This window comes from Micromonospora aurantiaca ATCC 27029 (assembly GCF_000145235.1).
In the GTDB taxonomy this organism is placed as follows: domain Bacteria; phylum Actinomycetota; class Actinomycetes; order Mycobacteriales; family Micromonosporaceae; genus Micromonospora; species Micromonospora aurantiaca.
Map to the genome: position 1 here is coordinate 5,060,197 of NC_014391.1, position 22,449 is coordinate 5,082,645.

Consider the following 22,449-nt stretch of genomic DNA (forward strand, 5'->3'; position numbering starts at 1 on the left):
AGCCACGGGTCACTCGAACGTGACCACGTCCGGCGCGCTGACGTCGATCCGGTCCGCCTTTCGGCTCAGCAACGAGGTGGCCACTGTCGACTTGTCGGTGCCGCGGGAGGCGTCGCCCCAGAAGACCTGACGCTCGCCGCGCAGCAGCAGCGTGATCCGGGCCAGGCCGGCCACGTCCACCGCGACCAGCTCCGCGCGCAGCTTCTCCCCCAGCGCGGCGAGCACCGCCAGCCCGGCCCGCGTACCCGGGTCGTCGGGGCCGGGCCGGGCGACCCGGACCTGCGGCAACCCGTCCGGCGCCCGGTCCAGTCGCTGGAAGACCACACCCGAGCCGTCGACGACCACGAAGCCGTCGCCCTGCGGCACCGCCGCCACCGCGGTGCGCTCCTGCACCCGGATCACCAGCGTGTCCGGCCACTGGCGCTCCACAGTGGCGCGGGCCACCGGCGGCAGCGTGCCGACCTTGCGCGCGGTCGCGTCCAGGTCCACCCGGGCCAGCGGCTCGTTGTCCGGCACCGCCGCGGCGTCGCGGATCTGCACCGGGGTGACCAGTTGCGCGCCGACCACCCGCACCTCGCGTACGCCGAACAGGCCGGTGCCCAGCACCGTCCACGCGACCAGGCCCGCGACGGCGAGCACCGCCGCGGCGACCGCCCAGGGCAGCGCGGCCCGCATCCGCCGTTGCCGGGCCCGGGCCATGAACCGGCGGGTCGACGGCGGCACGGCGTCCGCGTTCGCCCGCACGAGCTGCCAGCGCCGGGCCGGGCTGCGCCGCCCCGCCCCGCCGTCCGGTCCGGGGGTACGGCCGCGGGCCGGACCGGGACTCATCCGGCGGGGGTCGCCGCGCCGTCCGGGTCGACGCCGGCGCCGAGCCCCGTGCCCCCGGCGGAGCGGGCGAGCAGGGCGTCGAGCAACTGGTCACCCATCAGCGAGATCGGCGGCGCGCCCATCGTCACCACCACGTCGCCGGTCCGCGCCCGCCGGGCCACCTCGCCCGGCACGTCGTCCCACGCCTCGACGAACACCTTGCGCTCGGCCGGCAGCGGCACCTCCTGGATCAGCGCGGCCGAACCCTCGCCGGGACGGCGCGTCTCGCCGGGGCCGAAGACCTCCAGCAGCACCACCTCGTCGGCGATGCCGAGCGCGGCGGCGATCTCCGCCTGGTTGTCGCGGGTGCGGTAGAGCCGGTACGGCTGGAACACCACGATCAGCCGGCCGTCGCCGGCCACCTCGCGCAGCGTCTGCAACGCCAGCGTCATCGAGGTCGGGTGGTAGGCGTACTCGTCGTAGACCAGCACACCGTCCGCCGCGCCCTTGCGCTCGAAGCGGCGCCGCACGCCGGGGAACGTGCCGAGCGCGGCCTCCGCCGCGGCCACCGGCAGGTCCAGCAGGTACGCGGCGAGCACCGCGGCGGCGCTGTTGAGCGCCATGTGCCGGCCCGGTACGGGCAGCCGGATCTCGCCCAGCGGCCGGCCCTCGACCTCGGCCTGGAAGCGCACCCCGTGCGCGGACGACACGACCTCGCTCATCCGCAGGTCCGCGTCGGCGGACTCGCCGTACGTCCAGACCCGGCGGCCCTCGGCACGCAGCGTCTCGGCCAGCCGGCGCCCGCCCGCGTCGTCGGCGCAGGTGATCACGAAACCGGCCGGATCGGTGAGCCGGGCGAACTCGGCGAACGCCGCCTCCAGGGTGGCCAGGTCGCCGTAGGTGTTCAGGTGGTCCGCCTCGATGTTCGTGACGATCGACACGAACGGGCGGTAGATGAGGAAGGAGCGGTCGCTCTCGTCCGCCTCGACCACGAAGTGCTCGCCGGTGCCGTGGTGCGCGCCGGAACCCACCTCGGAGATCTCGCCGCCGATCACGAACGACGGGTCGGTGCCGGCCTGCTGGAGCACCATGGTCACCATCGAGGTGGTCGAGGTCTTGCCGTGGGTGCCGGCGACCGCCACCGTGCGGCGGCCGGTCATCGCGGCGGCGAGCGCCTCGGAGCGGTGCAGCACCCGCAGGCCCCGGCGGCGCGCCTCGACCATCTCCAGGTGGTCCTGCGGGATGGCGGAGGAGTAGACCACCGTGTCCACCCCGTCGAGGTTGGACACCTCGTGGCTGGAGTGGATGGTGCCGCCGAGTGCCCGCAGGCCGGCCAGCGACGGCCACTCCCGCAGCTCGCTGCCGGAGACCGGCAGACCCCGGGTGAGGAACAGCCGGGCCAGCCCGGCCATCCCGACCCCGCCCACCCCGATCAGGTGGATCCGGCCCAGGTCCTCCGCCGTCATGGTGCCGGCGGGCGTGAACTGCGCGGTGTTCATGAGACGTACCTTCCCGTCGCGGTGTCCCTCATCAGCGGGAGACCGCCTCGTAGACGAAGTTCAGCAACGCCACGTCGCCGTCCCGGCGGCCGTACCCGGCAGCGGCGTGGCTCATCGCGTACAGCCGCTGCGGGTCCCGGATCAGCGGGATCACCGTCCGCTCCACCCAGGCCGGGGTCACCTCGGCGTCGTCGACCAGCAGACCGCCACCCGCCTCCACCACCGGCAGCGCGTTGCGCTTCTGCTCCTGGTTGCTGTGCGGGTACGGCACGTAGACGGCGGGCAGGCCGATCGCGGCCACCTCGGCGCAGGTCATCGCGCCGCCCCGGGCCAGCATCAGGTCGGCCGCTGCGTAACCCAGCTCCATCTCGGACAGGTACGGCAGCGTGACGTACGGCACCGGCAGGTCGGTGGGCACGGAGACCGGCTCGTTGCGGGCGCCGATGACGTGCAGCACCTGCACACCGTTGCGGGCCAGCTCCTTCGCGGCGCCGGAGACGGCCAGGTTGATCGAGCGGGCGCCCTGCGAGCCACCGGCGACGAACAGCACCGGCAGGTCGGGACGGAGTCCGAAGTGGGCGCGGGCGGCGTCGCGCAGCGCGGCCCGGTCCAGCCCGGCGATGCCCCGGCGCAGCGGCACACCGACCACGCGGGCGTCGCGCAGCGCCTCGGCCTGGGCCGGCTGGTGCGGGAAGCCGACAGCGACGTTCTTGGTGAACTTCATCCCGAGCCGGTTCGCCACGCCCGGCGGCACGTTCACCTCGTGGATGACGATGGGCAGCTCCCGCCGCCACGCGGCCAGGTAACCGGGCACCGAGACGTACCCGCCGAAGCCGACCACGGCGTCGGCCTGGACCTCGTCGATCACCTTGCCCGCGGCGCGGGCCGCCTTCCACATCCGGTCCGGGGTACGCACCAGGCTCATGTTCACCGACCGGGGAAGCTGGTACGCCGGGATCTGCCGCAGGTCGTAGCCGGCCGGCGGGATCAGCTCGTTCTCCAGCCCCTTGGGTGTGCCCAGACAGGTGATCCGGACGCTCGGGTCGTGTCGGCGCAGGCAGTCGGCGAAGGCGAGCAGCGGATAGATGTGCCCGCCCGTACCCCCTCCGCAGAGCACCACCGAACGCAGCGGACCCATCAGCGTCTCCTCTCGCTCGCCGCGCCGGCGCGCGCCCGGTCGGGCCGGGCGCCGCGGGGCGCGGCCTGGTCGTCCTGCCGCCGCTGCCGGGACCGGGGCACGGACCCTCGGTCGGCCGGCGGCGGCGTCGCACTGCGGCGCCGGCCGGGAAGCGGCGGCAACGGGGCCCACACTAGTCGGACCCATCGGGCGGGCGGACGGGCATGCAGCGCTCGCGCCGCGTCCGGCTCGGCGCGGGCGAACGAGGCGAGCATGCCGATCGCGGCGAGCGTCACCACCAGGGCGCTGCCGCCGTCGGAGATGAACGGCAGCGGTACGCCGGTCAGCGGCAGCAGCCCGGTCACGCCACCGATGTTGATGACGGCCTGGCCGACCAGCCAGGCGGTCACACCGGCGGCGGCGAGCCGGCGGAACGGGTCCTCGACCCGGCGGGCGATCCGCATCCCGGTGTACGCCAGCACGGCGAACAGCACCAGGATCACGGTGCAGCCGACAACGCCCAGTTCCTCGGCGAGGATGGCGAAGATGAAGTCGTTGTGCGCCTCGGGCAGCCAGCCGTACTTGAAGCTGCTCTGGCCCAGGCCGACGCCGAACCAGCCGCCGTTGCCGATCGCGTAGCGGGCCTGCACGAGCTGGTAGCAGTAGTCCAGCTCCTGCTCGAAGCACGTCCGCGGGGAGGGCGGGTCGAGCCACATGGTGAGGCGGCCGAGCCGGTAGTTGTCGGCGCCCCGGGAGCCGGAGCCGGCGCCGAGCGAGGCCGCCGCCACCAGCAGGCCGACGCCGGCCAGGCCGATGGCGGTGAGCGCGGCGAAGACCCGGGCCCGCACGCCGGCCGCCCAGAGCATCCCGACCACCAGTGCCAGCAGGCAGAGCATGCTGCCCAGGTCGTTGTAGCCGACGAGAACGAACAGCAGGCCGACCACCGGGAACAGCGGGGTGGCCAGTTCCTTCCACCAGCCCAGCGCCGCGCCCTTGCGGGCCAGCACGTGCGCACCCCACAGCACCAGCGCGAACTTCGCCACCTCGACCGGCTGTACGGAGATCGGGCCCAGGTAGAGCCAGAGCAGCTGCGCCTTCAACGGCCCGATCGACGTCACCCCGAACAGCGAGTTCAGCGCCACCAGCAGGTTGAGCAGGAGCAGCAGCGCCACCGCCACACCCAGCGCCGGGCGGCTGACCGCCCGGAACGTCCGCGCGGGCAGCCGCTGGCAGGCCCAGAACGCGCCGATCCCGATCACCGCGAAGACGGTCTGCTTGGTGAGCGAGGCCGCCGCGTCGCCGTCCATGACGTAGTCCCGCACGCTGGTCGCGGAGAAGACCATGGTGAGGCCGATCAGCAGCAGCAGGCCGGCGCTGGACAGCAGCAGATAGTAGGAGGCCAGCGGCCGGGCCAGCAGGCCGCGCAGCGCGGCCAGGCCACCGGCCGGATCCCAGCGCGCGGCCGGCGGGTCGGCCGGAGGCGTGGCCGCCGGGGCACGGCGGGCCGGCGGATCGCTGGTCACCTGGATGTCTCGTCCCTCCCCCACAGGCCCATCATGGCCGCTCGACCCGCCCGCCCGTGGCGCAACCGCCCGGTCGGCGTGTCGGATCTGAAGGAAGGGCCCCTTATTAACAGACGTCTGTTAATAAGGGGCCCTTCCTTGCACCTAGCTCACCGCGGCGAGGAACTCGCTGTAGAACAGGCCCAGCGCGATGGCCACGCCGATACCGGCGATGATCCAGAACCGGACCACGATGTTGACCTCGCTCCAGCCCGCCAGCTCGAAGTGGTGCTGCAACGGCGACATCCGGAACACGCGCTTGCCGGTGGTACGGAAGGAGATGATCTGGATGACCACGGACATCGTGATGATCACGAAGAGGCCGCCCAGGATCGGCAGCAGCAGGATGGTGCGGGTGGACATCGCCATGCCGGCGATCAGGCCGCCCAGCCCGAGCGCGCCGGTGTCGCCCATGAAGATCCGCGCCGGTGACGTGTTCCACCACAGGAAGCCCACGCAGGCGCCGGCCGCCGCGCCGGCGATCAACGCGATCTCCAGCGGGTCGCGCACGGTGTAGCAGTACGACTCGGTGTAGTTCGGGTCGGCGCACCAGTGCCGGTACTGCCAGAACGCGATCAGCGCGTACGCCGCCAGCACCATCACCGAGGCGCCGGTGGCCAGGCCGTCCAGGCCGTCGGTGAGGTTGACGCCGTTGGTGGCCGCCATGACCACCATGATGATGACGATCACCGCGCCGATCTTGCCGATCTCCAGCGCCGGGATGTCCCGGATGAAGCTCAGCGTGGTGCTGCCCACGGTCTCGGTGTTCGTCGCGTTGCCGCCGGCGTCGGTCATGCTGGACGGGAAGTAGACCGCCACCGCGCCGAAGACCGCGCCGACCAGGATCTGCCCGGCCAGCTTGCCCCGCTTGTTGAGACCGCCGCTGTGCCGCTTGCGCACCTTCAGGAAGTCGTCGATGAAGCCGACCGCGCCGGAGAACACCATCAGCCCCAGCAGCACCAGCGCCGTGATGGTCGGCTCGACCTGGGCGATCTGCGCGTCCGGCAGCGTGGTCAGAGCCAGGTGCCCGGCCACGTACGCGATGACTGTGGCCAGGATGAAGACCACGCCGCCCATGGTCGGCGTGCCCTTCTTGCCCTCGTTGCTGGCGAGCCCGAGGTTCGATCGGATCGGCTGGCCGGCCTTGAGCCGGGCGAACACCTTGATCGCGATCGGGGTGCCGAACAGCGAGATCAGGAACGCGACCCCGATGGCGACGATGACCGCCCTCATGCGGCGCCGCCCTCCGTCGCACCCTCCCGGGCGTCCGCGCGCAGCGCGTCGGCCACCTCCCAGGTCCGGTACCGGGAGCCCTTCACCAGCACCACGTCTCCCGGACGCAGCTCGCTCCGCAGCACCTCGACGGCCGCCGCCTGATCGGTGAGCAGCACCGACTCTCCTCCCCAATTACCTACCGCTGTCGCGCCCTCGTGGATCGGCGCCGCCGGCTCGCCCACCACGAGCAGCCGGTCCACTCCCAGTTCGGCCGCGAGCCGGCCGACCTGCTGATGCCCCTGAAGTTCGAAGTCACCCAGCTCGGCCATGTAGCCGAGCACCGCGACGGTACGCCCCTCGCCACGCATGCTGGCCAACGCCCGCAGCGCCACGCCGGTGGAGGCGGGGTTGGCGTTGTACGAGTCGTCGATCACGGTCACCCCGTCGGGACGCTCGAAGACGTCCATCCGCCGGGTCGAGACCAGGCCCAGCTCGTTCAGCGCCGCCGCCAGGTCCGGCAGCGGCAGGCCCAGCTCCCGGCCGACAGCCGCGGCGGCGAGCGAGTTGGAGACCTGGTGCCGGCCGGTCAGCCCGAGCCGCACGGGCGCGCTGCCCTCCGGGGTGACGAGGGTGTACGAGGGCCGTCCCCGGCCGTCGAGCGTCACGTCCACGGCGCGTACGTCGGCGCGCTCCGACTCGCCGTAGCGGACCACCCGGGCCCGGGTACGCGACGCCATCGCGTCGACCCGCGGGTCGTCGGCGTTGAGCACCGCCAGCCCGTCGGAGGGCAGCGCCTCGACCAGTTCGCCCTTGGCGAGCGCGATGGTCTCCACCGAGCCGAACTCGCCCAGGTGCGCCACGCCCACGTTGAGCACCACGGAGATCCGCGGCGGCACCACGTCGCACAGGTAGCGGACGTGCCCGACCCCGCGGGCGCCCTTCTCCATCACCAGGTAGCGGGTCTCCGGCGTGGCCTGCAACGCGGTGTACGGGTGCCCCAGCTCGTTGTTGAACGAGCCGGGCGGCGCCACCGTCGGGCCGAGCCGCACCGCGAGCTGGGCGATCAGGTCCTTGGTGGTGGTCTTGCCGGACGAGCCGGTCAGCCCGATCACGGTCAGCCCGGGCAGCCGGTCCACCACCGCGCGGGCCAGCCGGCCCATCGCGTCGAGCGCGTCGCCGACGAGCACCATCGGCACGCCCGACACCTCCCGGGTGCCGAGCACCGCCACCGCGCCGGCCGAGATCGCACCGGCCGCGTAGTCGTGGCCGTCGACACGCTCGCCGGGGAAGGCGACGAACAGCCCGCCCCGGTTCACCTTGCGGGAGTCGAACTCGACGGTGCCGGTGACCCGGGCGTCCGGGTCGGCGCCGACGAGCCGGCCGTCGACGGCGGCGGCCACCTCGGCCAGCGTCAGCGGGATCACCGCTGACCCACCAGGTCACCGAAGCGGGCGCGCAGCGCCGCCGCCAGCTCCACCCGGTCGTCGAACGGCAGCACCTCGCCGCCGATCTCCTGGCCGCGTTCCTGGCCCTTGCCCAGCACCGCCACCACGTCACCCGGTTCGGCCACCCGGACCGCCTCCTCGATCGCAGCCCGCCGCCCGGGCACCTCGATGACGCGGGCCGGGGTCGCGGCGGCGTACGCGCCGGCGAGCACCTCGGCCCGGATCGCGGCCGGGTCCTCCGTCCGCGGGTTGTCGTCGGTCACGAGCACCACGTCGGCGCCGCGCGCGGCCACGCCGCCCATCACCGGCCGCTTGCCCCGGTCCCGGTCGCCGCCGGCGCCCAGCACGCAGATCAGCCGGCCTTCGGTCAGGTCGCGCAGCGCGATGAGCACCGCCTCGATCGCGTTGGCCTTGTGCGCGTAGTCGACCACCCCGCGCACCGGGGCGTCGCCGCTGACCAGTTCCAGCCGGCCGGGCACGCCACCGCAGGCGGCCACGCCGCGCGCCGCGGTCTCCGGGTCCACCCCGACGGCGACCAGCAGCGCCACCGCCAACAGCGCGTTCGCCACGTTGTGCCGGCCGGGCAGCGCCACGCCGGTGGGCAGCGCCAGACCGTCCGGCCCGTGCAGCGTGAAGCGCTGCGCGTAGCCCTCGCCGTCGATGCCGTCGGCCCACCAGGTCGCGTCCGGGTCGCCGGCCGCCGAGTAGGTGACGGTGCCCGGCTTGTGCAGCGGACGCAGCGCCGGGTCGTCGTGGTTGAGCACCTCGACCCGGCAGCGGCCGTCGAACAGCTTGGCCTTGGCCGCGAAGTAGTCCGCCTCGTCGGCGTGGAAGTCCAGGTGGTCGGAGCCGAAGTTGGTGTAGCCGCCGACGTCGAACCGGACGCCGCCGACCCGGCCCATGGCGAGGGCGTGGCTGGACACCTCCATGACCACCGTGTCCACCCCGTGCTCGCGGGCCACCGCGAGCATGGCGTGCAGGTCGGTGGCCTCCGGGGTGGTCCGGACGCTGTCGATCACCAGGTCGCCGAGGCGGGTCTCCACGGTGCCGATCAGCCCGGTGACGTGCCCGGCAGCCCGCAGCCCCGACTCGACCAGATAACTGGTGGAGGTCTTGCCGGCGGTGCCGGTCACCCCGATCACGGTCAGGCCGGCGGTCGGGTCGCCGTAGACGGTCGCGGCCACCTCGCCGAGCGCGTCGCGCGGGTCGGCGACGACGAGCACGGGCAGGCCGGTCCCGGCGGCCAGCGCCACACCTGCCGGGTCGGTCAGCAGGGCCACCGCGCCCGCCTCCGCCGCCGCTGCGGCGAACTCCGCGCCGTGGCGCCGGGCACCGGGCAGGGCGGCGTACAGGTCGCCGGGGCGTACCTCCTGGCTGGCGTGGGTCACGCCGGTGACGGCCAGGTCGGCGGCCTCCTCCGGCGGGGTCGCCGCCACGCGGTCGGCGAGGTCGCCGAGCCGTACGGGACGCACGGTTGTGGGACGTGGATTGCCGGGCACGGCGTCAGACCCTACCCGGTCGTCCGGTTCCGACCGCACAGCCGCCCCGGTGGTTCGTCGCCACTCACCGATGATGTCCCGCCGTCCCCGCTCAGCGCGGAAAGACCTCGAACTTCGGGGACTTGTTGGTGAGCGACGGCGGCACCCGGTAGTGGCGGAGAGTGAAGCCCATCATCTCCCGGAAAGCCGGCGCGGCGACCGCGCCGCCCCCGCCGCCGGGGCTCCACACGAACACCGCGACCACGTACCGGGGGTTCTCCGCCGGGGCCATGCCGATGAACGAGCCGACCTCGCCGGGCTGCTGCTTGCCGCCGTCGTAGCGCAGACCGGTGCCGGTCTTGCCGGCCACCCGGTATCCGGGTACGGCGGCGGCCAGACCGGTCGCCCGGCCGTCCGGGCCGTCGACCGTGGTGACCGCCTCCATCATCCGGCGCAGCGCCGCTGCGTTGGCCGGGCTGAGCACCGAGCGGGTGGTGGGCGCCGCGGCGGGGCTGCGCTCGCCGTCCGCGCCGATGGTCTCCTTGACCAGGTGCGGCTGCACGTACGTGCCGTTGTTGGCGATGGTGGCGTACGCGGCGGCCATCTGCAGCGGCGTGGCGTCCACGCTGTGCCCGATCGGCACCGACCCGTACGCCGAGCCGCTCCACTGGTCCGGCGGCAGCAGCCGGCCGGCCGCCTCGCCGGGCATGCCCTCACCGGTGGCCTGGCCCAGCCCGAACCGCTTCTGGTAGTCGAACAGCCGGTCCTTGCCCAGCTTCTCGGCGATCTCGATGGTGCCGACGTTCGACGAGAAGGCGAGCATGCCGGGGATGCTCATGGTGCGGCCGCCGACCGGGTGGGTGTCGCGGAAGGTGACGCCGCCCCGGACGATCGTGTCGGCGACCGGGAACGCGGTGTCCGGCGTGATCACGCCCTCCTGGAGAGCCGCGCCGTACGTGATCGCCTTGTGGATCGAGCCGGGGTCGACCACGAACGTGGTGGCCGCGTCGTCCCGGTCGGCCGGGGAACCGACCTTGGTGGGGTTGGCCGCGTCGTACGTCGGCTGGCTGGCCTGCGCCAGCACCTCACCGCTCGGCACCTCGATGATCACCGCGGCGCCGACGCTGCCCTTCACCTTGGCCGTCTGCTTCGCCAGGATCCGCTGCGTCATGAACTGGAGGTCCCGGTCGACGGTGAGCTTCAGCGAGCTGCCCGGCTGCGGCTGGGTGGTGCGGCTGTAGCCGCCGGGGATGGGCGCGGCCAGGTCTCCGAGGCCCACCTCGTAGGTCCGCTTGCCGGCCTGTCCGCGCAGCACGTCGTCGTACTTGGCCTCCAGCCCCTCCAGGCCGTTCATGTCCTGGCTGACGAAGCCGATCAGGTTCGCCGCCAGGTCGCCGCCGGGCACCTCGCGCCGCTCGTCGCGGTGCACGTTGATGCCGGCCAGGTCGAGTTCCATGATCCGCTTGGCGGTGCCGATCTCCACACCGCGGGCCAGGTAGACGAACTGCAACGGGGTGTCGGTGCCGGGCAGGGTGCGCTTGTGCATCTTCTCGGCCAGGTCGGACACGGGCACGCCGAGCAGCGGGGAGAGCAGGCGCGCGGTGGCGAACCGGTCCTTGACCCGGGTGGGGTCGGCGAACACGTACCGGGCCTCGACGCTGTGCGCCAGCGGCTCGCCGCCGCGGTCGAGGATCGCCCCGCGCGGGGCCGGCAGCTCGACCACGGCGAGCCGGTTGGGCAGGCCGCCGTCGGCGTACGCCGGGGTGTCCACGGTCTGGAGGTAGACCAGCCGCACGCCGATGCTGGCGAACAACGCCAGCGCCAGCACGGTGCCGAGCCGCAGCCGCCGGCGCGGGTCGCCGAGTCGCGGCGGCCGGCGCGGCTTGCGTACCGGCCGGCGGGGCTGCGCGGCCGGGCGGCGCGGCTGGGACCGGCGGCGCGGCGGCGCGTCCTCGTCGTCGTCGTCGAACGGTTCCCGCACCGGCCGGGACGAGACGGTCCGCACCACGCCGGCCCGGCCGCCCGCGGCGGTGGACCGGCGGCCGGACCGGGCGCCGTCGGTCGCGGGCTCGCGGGTGCCGGCACGCCCCGCCCGGCCGCCGTCGAGCACCTGCAACGCGGGCCGGAACGGGTCGCCGGACCGGTTGCTGCGGGGGGTACGCCGTTGCTCCGCGCCGCCGCCCTCGCGCACGGTCCGCCCGCGCGGCGTGTACGCGCGGGCGTCGGAGATCCCGCCGAGGCCCGGCTCGCGCGGCTCCGACCCCCGCGACGATCCGCGCCGGGAGCCCGTGGCGTCCCGGCGCGGATCATCCGATCTCGGCGGCATCGCTCAGCCTCCGTTGCCCTGCTGGCTGGTGACCGACGGGGCACCCTGCGCGGGGTGCGGCACCCCGATGGTCTGCCCGTCCGGCAGCCGGATGTAGGCCGGGTCCTCGGACTCGACGAGGCCGAGCCGCCGTGCGTTGGCGGTCAGGTTGCCGGGCGCCTCCTGCTTCGCGATCTCCTTCTTCAGCTCCTGCTCGTCCACGTCCAGCTTGGCCTGCTGCTGCTGGAGCTTCTCCAGCTTGAACGCGTTCTCGTTGATCTTGGTGTTGACCGCCAGGATGCCCAGCACCCCGCCGACCACCAGCACCAGGATCAGCGCGACGAACGGTGCCCGGGGCACCCGGATCGGCGCCGGCGGGGCGACCCGCAGGCGCGGCGCGGGCGCACCGGTGACCCGGGTACGCTCGGCCGGCCGCAGGGCGGCACTGCCCTGCGTCGGGAACTCGCGCGCCCCCCGGGCGCGAGTTGCCTCCCGGCGGTCGGTCGCCGTCGTGTCCCGCGTGGTGCGCTGCGCCGCGGTCCGGCCCCCCGACCGCGGTGCGCGCTGCCCGACGGCTCCCCGGCCGTCGCGCTTCTCGACGTTCATGTCCCCTCCCCCTCCTCGTCCGTCCCGTTCGCGTCCCCCGGGGCCGACCGCGGGTCCTTGCCGGACCCCGGTGACCCCGTCCCCGGTTGGTGCATCGCCTTCACCCGGCGGCGGTACCGTTCGCGGTCGGTACGCCCCTGCCGGGCCGCCTCCGGGTCGAGCCGTTCCGCGGCCCGCAGCCGCACCGAGGCGGCACGCGGGTTCGCGGCCACCTCCGCCTCCCCGGGCAGCTCGGCGCCCCGGCTCAACAGCCGGAACGTCGGGCCCGACCCGGGCAGTTCGACCGGGAGGTCGACCGGGCCCTTACTGCGGACCCGGTCGGCGAGCGCCTGCTTGGTGAGCCGGTCCTCCAGCGAGTGGTAGGACAGGACCACCATGCGGCCGCCCACTGTGAGCTTGTCCAGAGCAGCCGGCAGCGCCGTCTCCAGCGCTGCCAGTTCTCTGTTTACCTCGATCCGCAAAGCCTGAAACGTTCTCTTTGCCGGGTGTCCACCGGTTCGTCGGGCCGGTGCCGGAATGGCGTCCCGGACCAGCTCGGCCAGCCGGGCCGAGGACGTGATCCGGTTGCGCTCCCGTTCCCGGATGATCGCCGAGGCGATCTTCCCGGCGAACTTCTCCTCGCCGTACACCCGCAGCAGGCGGGCCAGGTCCGGGTGGGAGTACGTGTTGACCACCTCTTCGGCGGTCACCCCCCGGGTCTGGTCCATCCGCATGTCCAGCGGCGCGTCCTGCGCGTACGCGAACCCGCGGTCGGGCGCGTCGAGTTGCAGGGACGAGACGCCGAGGTCGAACAGCACCCCGTCGATCGCCGGGTAACCGAGCCGATCGAGCACCTCGGGCAGCTCGTCGTAGACGGCGTGCTCCAGGTGGATCCGGTCGGCGAACCGGGCCAGGCGGACCCGCGCGTGGGCGAGCGCCTCGGTGTCCCGGTCCAGGCCGATCAGCACCGTGTCCGGATGCGCCGAGAGCACTGCCTCGGCGTGCCCGGCCAGGCCGAGCGTGGCGTCGACGTGGACGGTGCGACCGGGCCGGCCCAGTGCGGGGGCCAGCAGCTCGAGACACCGCTCGAGCAGCACCGGCACGTGCGTGCCGCGTAGCTCCCCCATCTCGACCCCCACCCCGTTCGCCAACCGTTCCGTCACGTGTCCGTCGTCGCCACGACGCCTCGCCATACCGCCAGATCCCCATCCGCTCCCGCCCGCCGGAGGCCGCGGCCCTCCGTGTCGGATCGTGCGCCTGGCACCGGGGAAGGGGTGCCAGGAACTCGAAAGCGGCTGGAGATCTCGCAGTACGTCGGGCGCCGTCACGCCCTACAGACCGCCGGGCAGCACCCCCTCCTCGATGTCGGCGAAGTCGTCTTCGCTCTCCGCGAGGTAGGCCTCCCAGGCCGCCTTGTCCCAGATCTCCACCCGGGTGCTCGCTCCGATCACGACCAGATCCCGGTCCAGTGCCGCGTACGACCGCAGGTGGCCGGGAATGGTGACCCGCCCCTGCTTGTCCGGCACCTCGTCGTGCGCGCTGGCGAAGAAGACCCGGCTGTAGGCCCGGGCCGCCTTGCTCGTCATCGGCTGCGCGCGCAACTGGTCGGCGATCCGCTGGAACTCGGGCATCGGGAAGACGTAGAGGCAGCGCTCCTGCCCTTTGGTGATCACGACACCCCCCGCCAGTTCGTCCCGGAACTTCGCCGGCAGGATCAACCGGCCTTTGTCGTCCAGGCGCGGAGTGTGGGTGCCGAGGAACATCGGCCCAACCCCCTCGCCCTGAGCGGCGTTCGCGGCGCCGCTGACCCCCCGGGCCGGTGTGGCCCTCCCGGCCTCACCATCGCGCCCCACTCTACTCCACTTCCCTCCACCTGCAACCAGAATCGCCCGCGCGGCGTGGCGTTTCCGCGCGCAAAACCGCACGTCAACGCGGGTGGGGCGGAGTGGAGGGGGTGGGGCGCACCCCACACCGTCCGCTACCCGACATCGACCGCCGCCGTCCGGCCCCGCGCGCTCCGCCCGTCCGCCGGGCCGTCCCCGGCCGAACGGTTCGCCGTCGGCGGCGATCTGGTGGAGGTGGCGGTCCGGTAACCTCGCTCGGGTGACGGACGCGAAGATGCCCTTGCGGGCAAAGGTGGCCAGCTCCGTGTCGCGCACCGCCGCGGCGCTGTCGCGGGCCGCGGGCCGTGGCGACGGCTCGGTGATCGGCGGCTGGATCGGCCTCAAGATCGACCCGGACCTGCTCGCCCATCTCTCGGCCGGGCGCGCCATCGCCCTGGTGTCCGGCACCAACGGCAAGACCACCACCACCCGGCTCACCACCGCCGCGGTCGGCGTGCTGGGCCGGGTCGCCACCAACTCCTTCGGCGCGAACATGCCCACCGGCCACACCTCGGCGCTCGCAAAGGCCGGCAGCACGCCGTACGCGGTGCTGGAGGTGGACGAGCACTACCTCGCCCAGGTGCTGGAGGCGACCGAGCCGCACGTGGTGGCGCTGCTCAACCTCTCCCGCGACCAGCTCGACCGCGCCAAGGAGGTCGCCATGATGGCGCAGCTCTGGCGCGCCGCCCTGGTCCGGCACCCGCGGGTACGGGTGGTCGCCAACGCCGACGACCCGATGGTGGTGTGGGCCGCCTGCCCGCCGGCCGACCCGGCCCAGGGCCACGTGCCGCCGCACGTCACCTGGTTCAGCGCCGGGCAGCGCTGGCACGACGACTCCTGGGTCTGCCCCGAGTGCGGCTCCACCATCCAGCGCTCCGGCGAGCAGTGGTGGTGCACCGGCTGCCCGCTGCGCCGCCCCGAGCCGCACTGGACGGTCGAGGACGACGGCGTGCTCGACCCCACCGGCGCCTGGCACAAGATCCAGCTCCAGCTCCCCGGCAAGGTCAACCTCGGCAACGCGGCCACCGCGCTGGCCGTCGCCGCCGAGTTCGGCGTACGCCCGGTGGACGCGGTGTCCCGGCTCGGCACCGTCACCTCGGTGGCCGGCCGCTACGCCCAGGTGGACCGCGACGGGCGCAACATCCGGCTGCTGCTGGCGAAGAACCCGGCGAGCTGGCTGGAGGCGTTCGACATGGCCGACGTCGCGCCGACACTGCTGTCCATCAACGCCCGCGACCCCGACGGGCTGGACACCTCGTGGCTGTTCGACGTGGACTTCTCCCCGCTGACCGGCCGGCAGGTGCTGATCACCGGCGACCGGGCGTACGACCTGGCGGTGCGACTGGAGGTCAACGGCGTGCCGTTCCAGCACGTCCGCAGCTTCGACGAGGCCGTCCGCGCCGTGCCGCCGGGCCGGCTGGAGGTCATCGCCAACTACACCGCCTTCCAGGACATCCGAGCGGAGCTGGACCGTGTCAACTGAGAGCCTGCGCATCGTCTGGATCTATCCCGACCTGCTGTCCACATACGGCGACCGGGGCAACGCGCTGATCCTGGCCCGCCGGGCCCAGCTGCGCGGCATGCCGGTCGAGGTGCTCGAGGTTCGCTCCGACCAGCGGCTGCCCGCCACCGCCGACATCTACCTGCTCGGCGGCGGCGAGGACGGCCCGCAGGCGCTCGGCGCCCAGCGTCTGATCGCCGACGGCGGCCTGCACCGGGCGGTGGCCCAGGGTTCGGTGGTGTTCGGCGTCTGCGCCGGCTACCAGCTTCTCGGCACCTCGTTCTTCGCCAAGGGCACCCGGTGCGCCGGGCTGGAGCTGCTCGACCTCTCCTCCGACCGCGGACCCACCCGGGCGGTGGGCGAGCTGGCCGGCGAGGTCGACCCGCGGCTCGGCATCCCGCACCTGTCCGGGTTCGAGAACCACGGCGGCCGCACCCACCTCGGTCCGGGCGTGTCCCCGCTGGCCCGGGTCACCACCGGGGTCGGCAACGACGGGGCCACCGAGGGCGCGTGGCGGGGCAAGCTGCTCGGCACCTACTCGCACGGCCCGGCGCTGGCGCGCAACCCCGACCTGGCCGACCTGCTGCTGCGCTGGGCGACCGGCATCCACCAGCTCCCCCCGCTCGACGACACCTGGGCCGACCGCCTCCGCTCCGAGCGCCGCACCGCGGTGGCCGCCGCACCGAGGCCGTGACCGACGCCGCCCGGCCGGGGCGGCGACCGGTGGCCCGCCGGCTCGCCGGGTTGCTGCGGCAGCCCTCGGCGCGCCGGTTCGGGCTGCTCCTGCTGCTGCTCGCCGGGTTCGGCGTGACGCTGCTGCTGGTGCCTCGGCCGGACCCGGCCGACCTGCCCCGGCTCGCCGACTCGCTGGGTGGCTACGGGCCGCCCGCGGCTGTGGTCGGCGGCGCGCTGCTGCTGGTGGCGCTGGTGCCCCGCACGTTCGTCACGCTGGCCGCGGGCGCGATCTTCGGGCCGGTGCAGGGCGCCGCGTACGCGCTCGGTGCGGCGCTGCTCGCTGCCGCCATCGGCTTCACGGTCGGCCGGGTGCTCGGCCGCGACTTCGTCGCCGAGCGGGTACGCGGCCGGCTGGCCCGCCTCGACGGCTGGTTCGCCCGGCAGAGCGTCTTCGGCGTGATCACCGTACGGCTGCTGCCGATCGCCGGATTCGGGCTGGTCAGCTACGGCTACGGCACCACCGCGGCCCGGGTCATGCCGTTCCTGGCCGGCAGCGTGATCGCCTCCGCCCCCACCGCCATCGGCTACGCGGCGATCGGCGCGGCCGTGACCACACCCGGTTCGATCAACTGGTACGCGGCCGCGCCTGCGAGCCTCGGCCTGATCGCCAGCGTGCTGATCATCCACCGCTGGTGGCGGGCCGAACGACGGCGTCGCGCGCCCTGACCGTCGGTGGGCGTGTCCCCGAAGTGGACACGCCCACCTGCGGGCGTCAGGCGACGACCGAGACCATCCGGCCCTTCACCACGATCACCTTGCGCGGCTCCTTGCCGCCCAGCGTGCCGGCGACCGCCTCCAGCGCCGCCGCGCGGACGGTCTCCTCGGACGCGTCGGCGGGCACCTCGACCCGGCCCCGGACCTTGCCGTTCACCTGCACCGGGTAGGTGACCGACTCGGCCACCAGCAGGGCCGGGTCGGCGACCGGGAAGTCCGCGTACGCCAGCGACGTGTCGTGGCCCAGCTTGCGCCACAGCTCCTCGGCCATGTGCGGGGCGAACGGGGCGACCATCAGCACCAGCGGCTCGGCCACCTCGCGCGGCGTACGCGCCAGCCGGGTCAGGCCGTTGGTCAGCTCGATCAGCTTGGCGATGGCGGTGTTGAACCGGATCCCGTCCATGTCGGCGCGGACCCCGTCGATCGCCTTGTGCAGCAGCCGCCGGGTCGCCTCGTCGGCCGGCTCGTCGGTGACCCGCAGCTCACCGGTCTGCTCGTCGACGACGGTGCGCCAGACCCGCTGCAGGAACCGGTACGAGCCGACCACCGCCCGGGTCTCCCACGGGCGGGACACCTCCAGCGGGCCCATCGACATCTCGTACACCCGGAACGTGTCCGCGCCGTACGCCGCGCACATGTCGTCCGGGGTGACCACGTTCTTCAGCGACTTGCCCATCTTGCCGTACTCGCGCCGCACCTCGGTCTCGCCGTGGAACCAGCGGCCGTCGACCTCGACGACCTCCTCGGCGGGCACGTAGGCGCCGCGCGGGTCGACGAACGCGTACGCCTGGATCATGCCCTGGTTGAACAGGCGGCGGAACGGCTCGAACGACGAGACGTGGCCCAGGTCGTACAGCACCTTGTGCCAGAAGCGCGCGTACAGCAGGTGCAGTACCGCGTGCTCGGCGCCGCCGACGTACAGGTCCGTGCCACCGCAGTCGCCGTCGCGGCGCGGACCCATCCAGTACGCCTCGTTCTCCGGGTCGGCGAAACGCTGCGGGTCGGTCGGGTCCAGGTAGCGCAGCTCGTACCAGCAGGAACCGGCCCACTGCGGCATCACGTTGGTCTCGCGGGTGTAGCGCTTGGGCCCGTCACCCAGGTCCAGCTCCACCTCCACCCAGTCGCGCCGCCTCGACAGCGGGGTCTCCGGGTTGCTGTCGGCGTCGTCGGCGTCGAACGTCTTCGGCGAGAAGTCCTCCACCTCGGGCAGCTCGACCGGCAGCATCGACTCGGGCAGCGCGATCGGCGCGCCGGTGGAGTCGTACACGATCGGGAACGGCTCGCCCCAGTAGCGCTGCCGGGAGAACAGCCAGTCGCGCAGCCGCCAGGTGACCGCGCCGGCGCCGTGCCCGTTCGCCTCCAGCCACTCGATGATCCGCGCCTTGGCGTCGGTGACGCCCAGGCCGTCCAGGTCGATGCCGCGCTCCGGCGCGGCGCTGTTGATCGCCGGGCCGTCACCGGTGTACGCCTTGCCGTCGAAGCCCTCCGGCGGCTGCACGGTCCGCACGATCGGCAGCTCGAAGACCTCGGCGAAGTCCCAGTCCCGCTCGTCCTGGGCGGGCACCGCCATGATCGCGCCGGTGCCGTACCCGGCCAGCACGTAGTCGGCGATGAAGATCGGGATCTGCCCGCCGGTCACCGGGTTGGTGGCGTAGGCGCCGACGAAGACGCCGGTCTTCTCCTTGCTGTCCGCCTGCCGCTCCACGTCCGTCTTGGCCGCGGCGGCCTTCCGGTACGCCTCGACGGCCTCACGCGGGCCGGCGTGCCCACCGGTCCAGGCGTCCCGGGTGCCCTCCGGCCAGGCGGCCGGCGTCAGCACGTCGACCAGCTCGTGCTCGGGCGCCAGCACCATGTAGGTGGCGCCGAAGACGGTGTCCGGCCGGGTCGTGAACACCCGCACCGGGGCGGCGTCGGTCGGGAAGTCGATGTGCGCGCCGGTCGACCGGCCGATCCAGTTGCGCTGCTGCAGCTTGATCGGCTCCGGCCAGTCCAGTGTGTCCAGGTCCTCCAGCAGCCGGTCCCCGTACGCGGTGATCCGCATCATCCACTGCTTCAGGTTGCGCTTGAAGACCGGGAAGTTGCCGCGCTCGGAACGGCCGTCGGCGGTGACCTCCTCGTTCGCCAGCACGGTGCCCAGCCCCGGGCACCAGTTCACCGGCGCCTCCGAGACGTACGCCAGGCGGTGGTCGTCGACGACGCGCCGCCGCTCCCCCACTGACAGCTCGGCCCACGGACGTCCGTCCGGGGTGGCGCGGGTGCCGCCCTCGAACTCGGCGATCAGCTCGGCGATCGGCCGGGCCTTGCGCGCGTCCGCGTCGTACCAGGAGTTGAAGATCTGCAGGAAGATCCACTGCGTCCAGCGGTAGAAGTCGGTGTCGATGGTCGCCACCGACCGCCGCTCGTCGTGGCCCAGCCCCAGCCGGCGCAGCTGCTCCCGGTACCGCTCGATGTTGGCCTCGGTGGTGGTCCGGGGGTGGGTGCCGGTCTGCACCGCGTACTGCTCGGCGGGCAGGCCGAACGCGTCGAAGCCCATCGCGTGCAGCACGTTGCGCCCGGCCATCCGCTGGTAGCGGGCGTAGCAGTCGGTGCCGATGTAGCCCAGCGGGTGCCCGACGTGCAGGCCGGCGCCGGACGGGTACGGGAACATGTCCAGCACGTACAGCTTCTCGGCGCCCGCCCGCGGGTGGCCCGGGTCGGCCAGCGGACCGACCGGGTTCGGCGCGTGGAAGGTGCCCTCCCGCTCCCAGGTGTCCTGCCAGCGGTGCTCGATCTCGTCGGCCAGGGCGGCGGTGTACCGGAACGGGGGGATGTCGGTCGCCGGTGCGGCTGCCTCACTCATGGCGTCTCCTCGGCGCGGATCGATTCGAAAAAGATGTGGGCGGTCTGCTGCGGGCACAAAAAAGCCCCTCGCGCAGGAGGGGCGGCCGTGCTGTCGCGCGTTCAGCGCATCAACACGGCTCGGTAAGAAGCAGGAAGAACCCGGCCATGCAGGCAGTGTACCTCGCACCCCTCGGCGGCGGCGCGCCCGTTCCACCCGCGGCGGCCGGTCCCCCGGTCCGGCGAATATTCCGGGCGTAACCGACCGACCACCTGCGGGAGTCGGCAGTAACGACAAACATGGTTAGCCTGAGATACCAATGAGATTTCTGCGGCAGACGAGGCTCGGCGTCGCGAACCCAACGGCGGGTCCAGGTGCTCTATAAAGAGCTGCCGTCCAGGCGACGAGGAGGAGGCCCGTGACACAACAGACCTGGGACGAGGTGGGCGGTCTGCTGCCGCACGACGAGTTCCGCGCCGCCAGCGAGGCCATCGTGGCCAACATCGAGCAGGTCATCGAGGGCAAGACCGCCACCGTCCGGCTCGCCCTGGCGGTGCTGCTGGCCGAGGGTCACCTGCTCATCGAGGACGTGCCCGGCGTCGGCAAGACCAAGCTCGCCAAGGCGATGGCCCGGTCCATCGACTGCTCGGTCCGGCGGATCCAGTTCACCCCCGACCTGCTTCCCAGCGACGTCACCGGCGTCAGCGTCTACAACCAGGAGACGCACGACTTCGAGTTCCGCCCCGGCGCGGTCTTCGCCAACCTGGTGGTCGGCGACGAGATCAACCGGGCCTCGCCGAAGACCCAGTCGGCGCTGCTGGAGTGCATGGAGGAGCGGCAGGTCACGGTCGACGGGGTCACCTACCAGTTGCAGACGCCGTTCATGGTGATCGCGACGCAGAACCCGATCGAGATGGAGGGCACCTACCCGCTGCCCGAGGCGCAGCGCGACCGGTTCACCGCCCGCATCGCCATGGGCTACCCGGACCCGCGCGCCGAGCTGGCCATGCTCGACGGGCACGGCGCCACCGACCCGCTGCCGGGGCTGCGGCCGGTCTCCGACGCGGCCACCGTCCGCCGGCTGATCGGCCACGTCCGGCAGGTGCACGTCGCCGACGCCGTCAAGCAGTACGCGATCGACCTGGTCACCGCCACCCGGGAGGCGCCCGACCTGCGCCTCGGCGCGTCCCCCCGGGCCACGCTCCAGTTGCTGCGCACCGCCCGCGCGGTGGCCGCCCTGGAGGGCCGCGACTACGTCCTGCCGGACGACCTCCAGGTCCTCGCGGTGCCGGTGCTGGCGCACCGGATCATCCCGACCGCCGACGCGCAGCTGGCCCGGCGCACCACCGACGCGATCGTCTCCGAGCTGGTGCACCGCCTGCCGCTGCCGCACGACCGGCAGCGGTCGCCGTACGACACCCGCCCCGGCGGCGGCAACAACGGCCGCGGGCCGTACGAGCCGCGGAGGCCGTGACGTGCGCGACGGCCTGCGTGGGCTGACCACCCGCGGCCGCTCCTTCCTGGCGGCCGCGGTGGCCGCCGCGATCTCCGCCGGCATCCTCGGCGAGAAGGACCTGCTCCGGGTGGCGGTCCTGCTCGCCGTGCTGCCGCTGCTGGCCGCCGCGTACGTCGGGCGCAGCCGGTACAAGCTGGCCTGCAACAGGTCGCTGGAGCCGCACCGGGTGCCGGTCGGCGCCAGCTCCCGGGTGGTGCTGCGGCTGCAGAACCTGTCCCGGCTGCCCACCGGCACGCTGCTGCTGGAGGACCGCCTGCCGTACGCGCTGGGCAGCCGGCCCCGGGTGGTGCTGGAGCGGCTCGGCGCGCACCAGGCCAGTTCGGTGGCGTACACGGTCCGCGCGGACGTGCGCGGCCGCTACGAGGTGGGGCCGCTGGTGATCCGGCTGACCGACCCGTTCGGCCTGTGCGAGCTGACCCGGTCGTTCCCCAGCACGGACCACCTCACGGTGATCCCGCAGGTCACCCCGCTGCCGTCGGTCCGGCTGCCCGGTGAGTACGCCGGCAGCGGCGACAGCCGGGCCCGCTCGGTGGCGGTGCACGGCGAGGACGACGCCGCCACCCGGGAGTACCGGATGGGCGACGACCTGCGCCGGGTGCACTGGAAGTCCACCGCCCGCACCGGTGAGCTGATGGTGCGCCGCGAGGAGCAGCCGTGGGAGAGCCGGGCGACGGTGGTGCTGGACACCCGCGCCGCCGGGCACCGGGGCGAGGGCCCGACGGCCAGCTTCGAGTGGGCGGTCTCGGCCGCCGCCAGCATCGCCGTGCACCTGCGCGAGGCCGGCTACAAGCTCCGGCTGGTCACCGGCAACGGCGCCGACGTCGGCGCCGCCGAGGCAGGCGGCGAGGGACTGCTGCTCGACCACCTCGCCGACGTGCACCTGGACCGGCGCGGCGAGATCACCACGCTGGTGCAGCAGGTCCGGCAGCGGGCCGACGGCGGTCTGATCATCGCGCTGATCGGCACGCTCGGCACCGCCGAGGCGGAACTGCTGGCCGGGCTGCGCGGCAACGGGGCCACCTGCGTGGCGTTCCTGCTCGACAGCAACACCTGGCTCAACCTGCCCCCGAACGCCCGGACCGAGGCGGAGCGGGCGCACGGCGCCGCCGCGCTCGCGCTGCTGCGGAGCGGCTGGCGGGTCATCGGGGTGGAGCACGGCACCCGCCTGCCGATGCTGTGGCCGCAGGCCGGGCGGGGCTCGCAGGGCTTCGCGCTGCGGGCGGCCATGGCCGAGACGGTGGCCGGCGGACGACGATGACCGGAGGGATG

At 73.6% G+C, this 22,449-nt stretch carries 17 protein-coding genes; 5 read left to right on the forward strand and 12 right to left on the reverse strand.

Annotated elements, in window-relative coordinates; genetic code table 11:
* Positions 1 to 9: 9 nt before the first annotated feature.
* From MICAU_RS22260 to mraZ, 11 genes are all read right to left on the reverse strand, one after another.
* Complete coding sequence (locus tag MICAU_RS22260; protein ID WP_013287600.1) at positions 10 to 828, reverse strand: cell division protein FtsQ/DivIB; 819 nt, start codon at positions 826 to 828, stop codon at positions 10 to 12.
* Positions 825 to 2,306, reverse strand: a complete 1,482-nt coding sequence (murC, locus tag MICAU_RS22265) for a UDP-N-acetylmuramate--L-alanine ligase (RefSeq protein WP_013287601.1) — start codon at positions 2,304 to 2,306, stop codon at positions 825 to 827. The genes MICAU_RS22260 and murC overlap by 4 nt, the downstream gene beginning before the upstream one ends.
* Before the next feature lie 31 nt (positions 2,307 to 2,337).
* Entirely contained in the window at positions 2,338 to 3,444 is a 1,107-nt protein-coding gene (murG, locus tag MICAU_RS22270; RefSeq protein ID WP_013287602.1) for an undecaprenyldiphospho-muramoylpentapeptide beta-N-acetylglucosaminyltransferase, read from the reverse strand.
* Positions 3,444 to 4,859 (reverse strand): FtsW/RodA/SpoVE family cell cycle protein, encoded by a 1,416-nt coding sequence (locus MICAU_RS22275; protein WP_174361812.1) that lies wholly within the window; start codon positions 4,857 to 4,859, stop codon positions 3,444 to 3,446. The genes murG and MICAU_RS22275 overlap by 1 nt, the downstream gene beginning before the upstream one ends.
* Before the next feature lie 231 nt (positions 4,860 to 5,090).
* The gene (mraY, locus tag MICAU_RS22280; RefSeq protein ID WP_013287604.1) at positions 5,091 to 6,218 is read right to left on the reverse strand and encodes a phospho-N-acetylmuramoyl-pentapeptide-transferase; all 1,128 of its coding nucleotides are present in this window, start codon (positions 6,216 to 6,218) and stop codon (positions 5,091 to 5,093) included.
* The gene (locus MICAU_RS22285; protein WP_013287605.1) at positions 6,215 to 7,624 is read right to left on the reverse strand and encodes a UDP-N-acetylmuramoyl-tripeptide--D-alanyl-D-alanine ligase; all 1,410 of its coding nucleotides are present in this window, start codon (positions 7,622 to 7,624) and stop codon (positions 6,215 to 6,217) included. The genes mraY and MICAU_RS22285 overlap by 4 nt, the downstream gene beginning before the upstream one ends.
* Positions 7,621 to 9,183, reverse strand: a complete 1,563-nt coding sequence (locus MICAU_RS22290) for a UDP-N-acetylmuramoyl-L-alanyl-D-glutamate--2,6-diaminopimelate ligase (protein ID WP_174361726.1) — start codon at positions 9,181 to 9,183, stop codon at positions 7,621 to 7,623. Before MICAU_RS22290 ends, MICAU_RS22285 begins: the two co-directional genes overlap by 4 nt.
* A gap of 52 nt (positions 9,184 to 9,235) precedes the next feature.
* Entirely contained in the window at positions 9,236 to 11,449 is a 2,214-nt protein-coding gene (locus MICAU_RS22295) for a peptidoglycan D,D-transpeptidase FtsI family protein (RefSeq protein WP_013287607.1), read from the reverse strand.
* 3 nt (positions 11,450 to 11,452) lie between these two features.
* On the reverse strand, positions 11,453 to 12,034 hold the full coding sequence (ftsL, locus tag MICAU_RS22300) for a cell division protein FtsL (RefSeq protein ID WP_013287608.1): 582 nt from the start codon (positions 12,032 to 12,034) through the stop codon (positions 11,453 to 11,455).
* On the reverse strand, positions 12,031 to 13,140 hold the full coding sequence (rsmH, locus tag MICAU_RS22305; RefSeq protein WP_030271908.1) for a 16S rRNA (cytosine(1402)-N(4))-methyltransferase RsmH: 1,110 nt from the start codon (positions 13,138 to 13,140) through the stop codon (positions 12,031 to 12,033). Before rsmH ends, ftsL begins: the two co-directional genes overlap by 4 nt.
* Positions 13,141 to 13,344: 204 nt before the next feature.
* Positions 13,345 to 13,776, reverse strand: a complete 432-nt coding sequence (mraZ, locus tag MICAU_RS22310) for a division/cell wall cluster transcriptional repressor MraZ (protein WP_013287610.1) — start codon at positions 13,774 to 13,776, stop codon at positions 13,345 to 13,347.
* Between the two features lie 355 nt (positions 13,777 to 14,131).
* Between mraZ and MICAU_RS22315 the strand changes: the two genes are divergently transcribed.
* The 3 genes from MICAU_RS22315 to MICAU_RS22325 are packed head-to-tail and all read left to right on the forward strand — an operon-like array spanning position 14,132 to position 16,798.
* On the forward strand, positions 14,132 to 15,379 hold the full coding sequence (locus MICAU_RS22315) for a MurT ligase domain-containing protein (RefSeq protein ID WP_013287611.1): 1,248 nt from the start codon (positions 14,132 to 14,134) through the stop codon (positions 15,377 to 15,379).
* A complete protein-coding gene (locus MICAU_RS22320) occupies positions 15,369 to 16,091 on the forward strand; it encodes a type 1 glutamine amidotransferase (protein ID WP_013287612.1) in 723 nt (240 codons plus the stop codon). Before MICAU_RS22315 ends, MICAU_RS22320 begins: the two co-directional genes overlap by 11 nt.
* Positions 16,088 to 16,798: a TVP38/TMEM64 family protein gene (locus MICAU_RS22325; protein ID WP_013287613.1), complete on the forward strand. Its 711-nt coding sequence runs from the start codon at positions 16,088 to 16,090 to the stop codon at positions 16,796 to 16,798. The genes MICAU_RS22320 and MICAU_RS22325 overlap by 4 nt, the downstream gene beginning before the upstream one ends.
* Before the next feature lie 46 nt (positions 16,799 to 16,844).
* Here MICAU_RS22325 and leuS read toward each other — a convergent pair whose 3' ends face one another.
* Positions 16,845 to 19,685 carry a leucine--tRNA ligase gene (leuS, locus tag MICAU_RS22330; protein WP_013287614.1) on the reverse strand — a complete coding sequence of 947 codons (2,841 nt, stop codon included), beginning with the start codon at positions 19,683 to 19,685 and terminating at the stop codon, positions 16,845 to 16,847.
* A gap of 397 nt (positions 19,686 to 20,082) precedes the next feature.
* Between leuS and MICAU_RS22335 the strand changes: the two genes are divergently transcribed.
* Both MICAU_RS22335 and MICAU_RS22340 read left to right on the forward strand, forming a co-directional pair.
* Entirely contained in the window at positions 20,083 to 21,138 is a 1,056-nt protein-coding gene (locus MICAU_RS22335; protein WP_013287615.1) for an AAA family ATPase, read from the forward strand.
* Between the two features lies 1 nt (position 21,139).
* Positions 21,140 to 22,438: a DUF58 domain-containing protein gene (locus tag MICAU_RS22340; protein WP_013287616.1), complete on the forward strand. Its 1,299-nt coding sequence runs from the start codon at positions 21,140 to 21,142 to the stop codon at positions 22,436 to 22,438.
* The last annotated feature ends 11 nt before the right edge of the window (positions 22,439 to 22,449 follow it).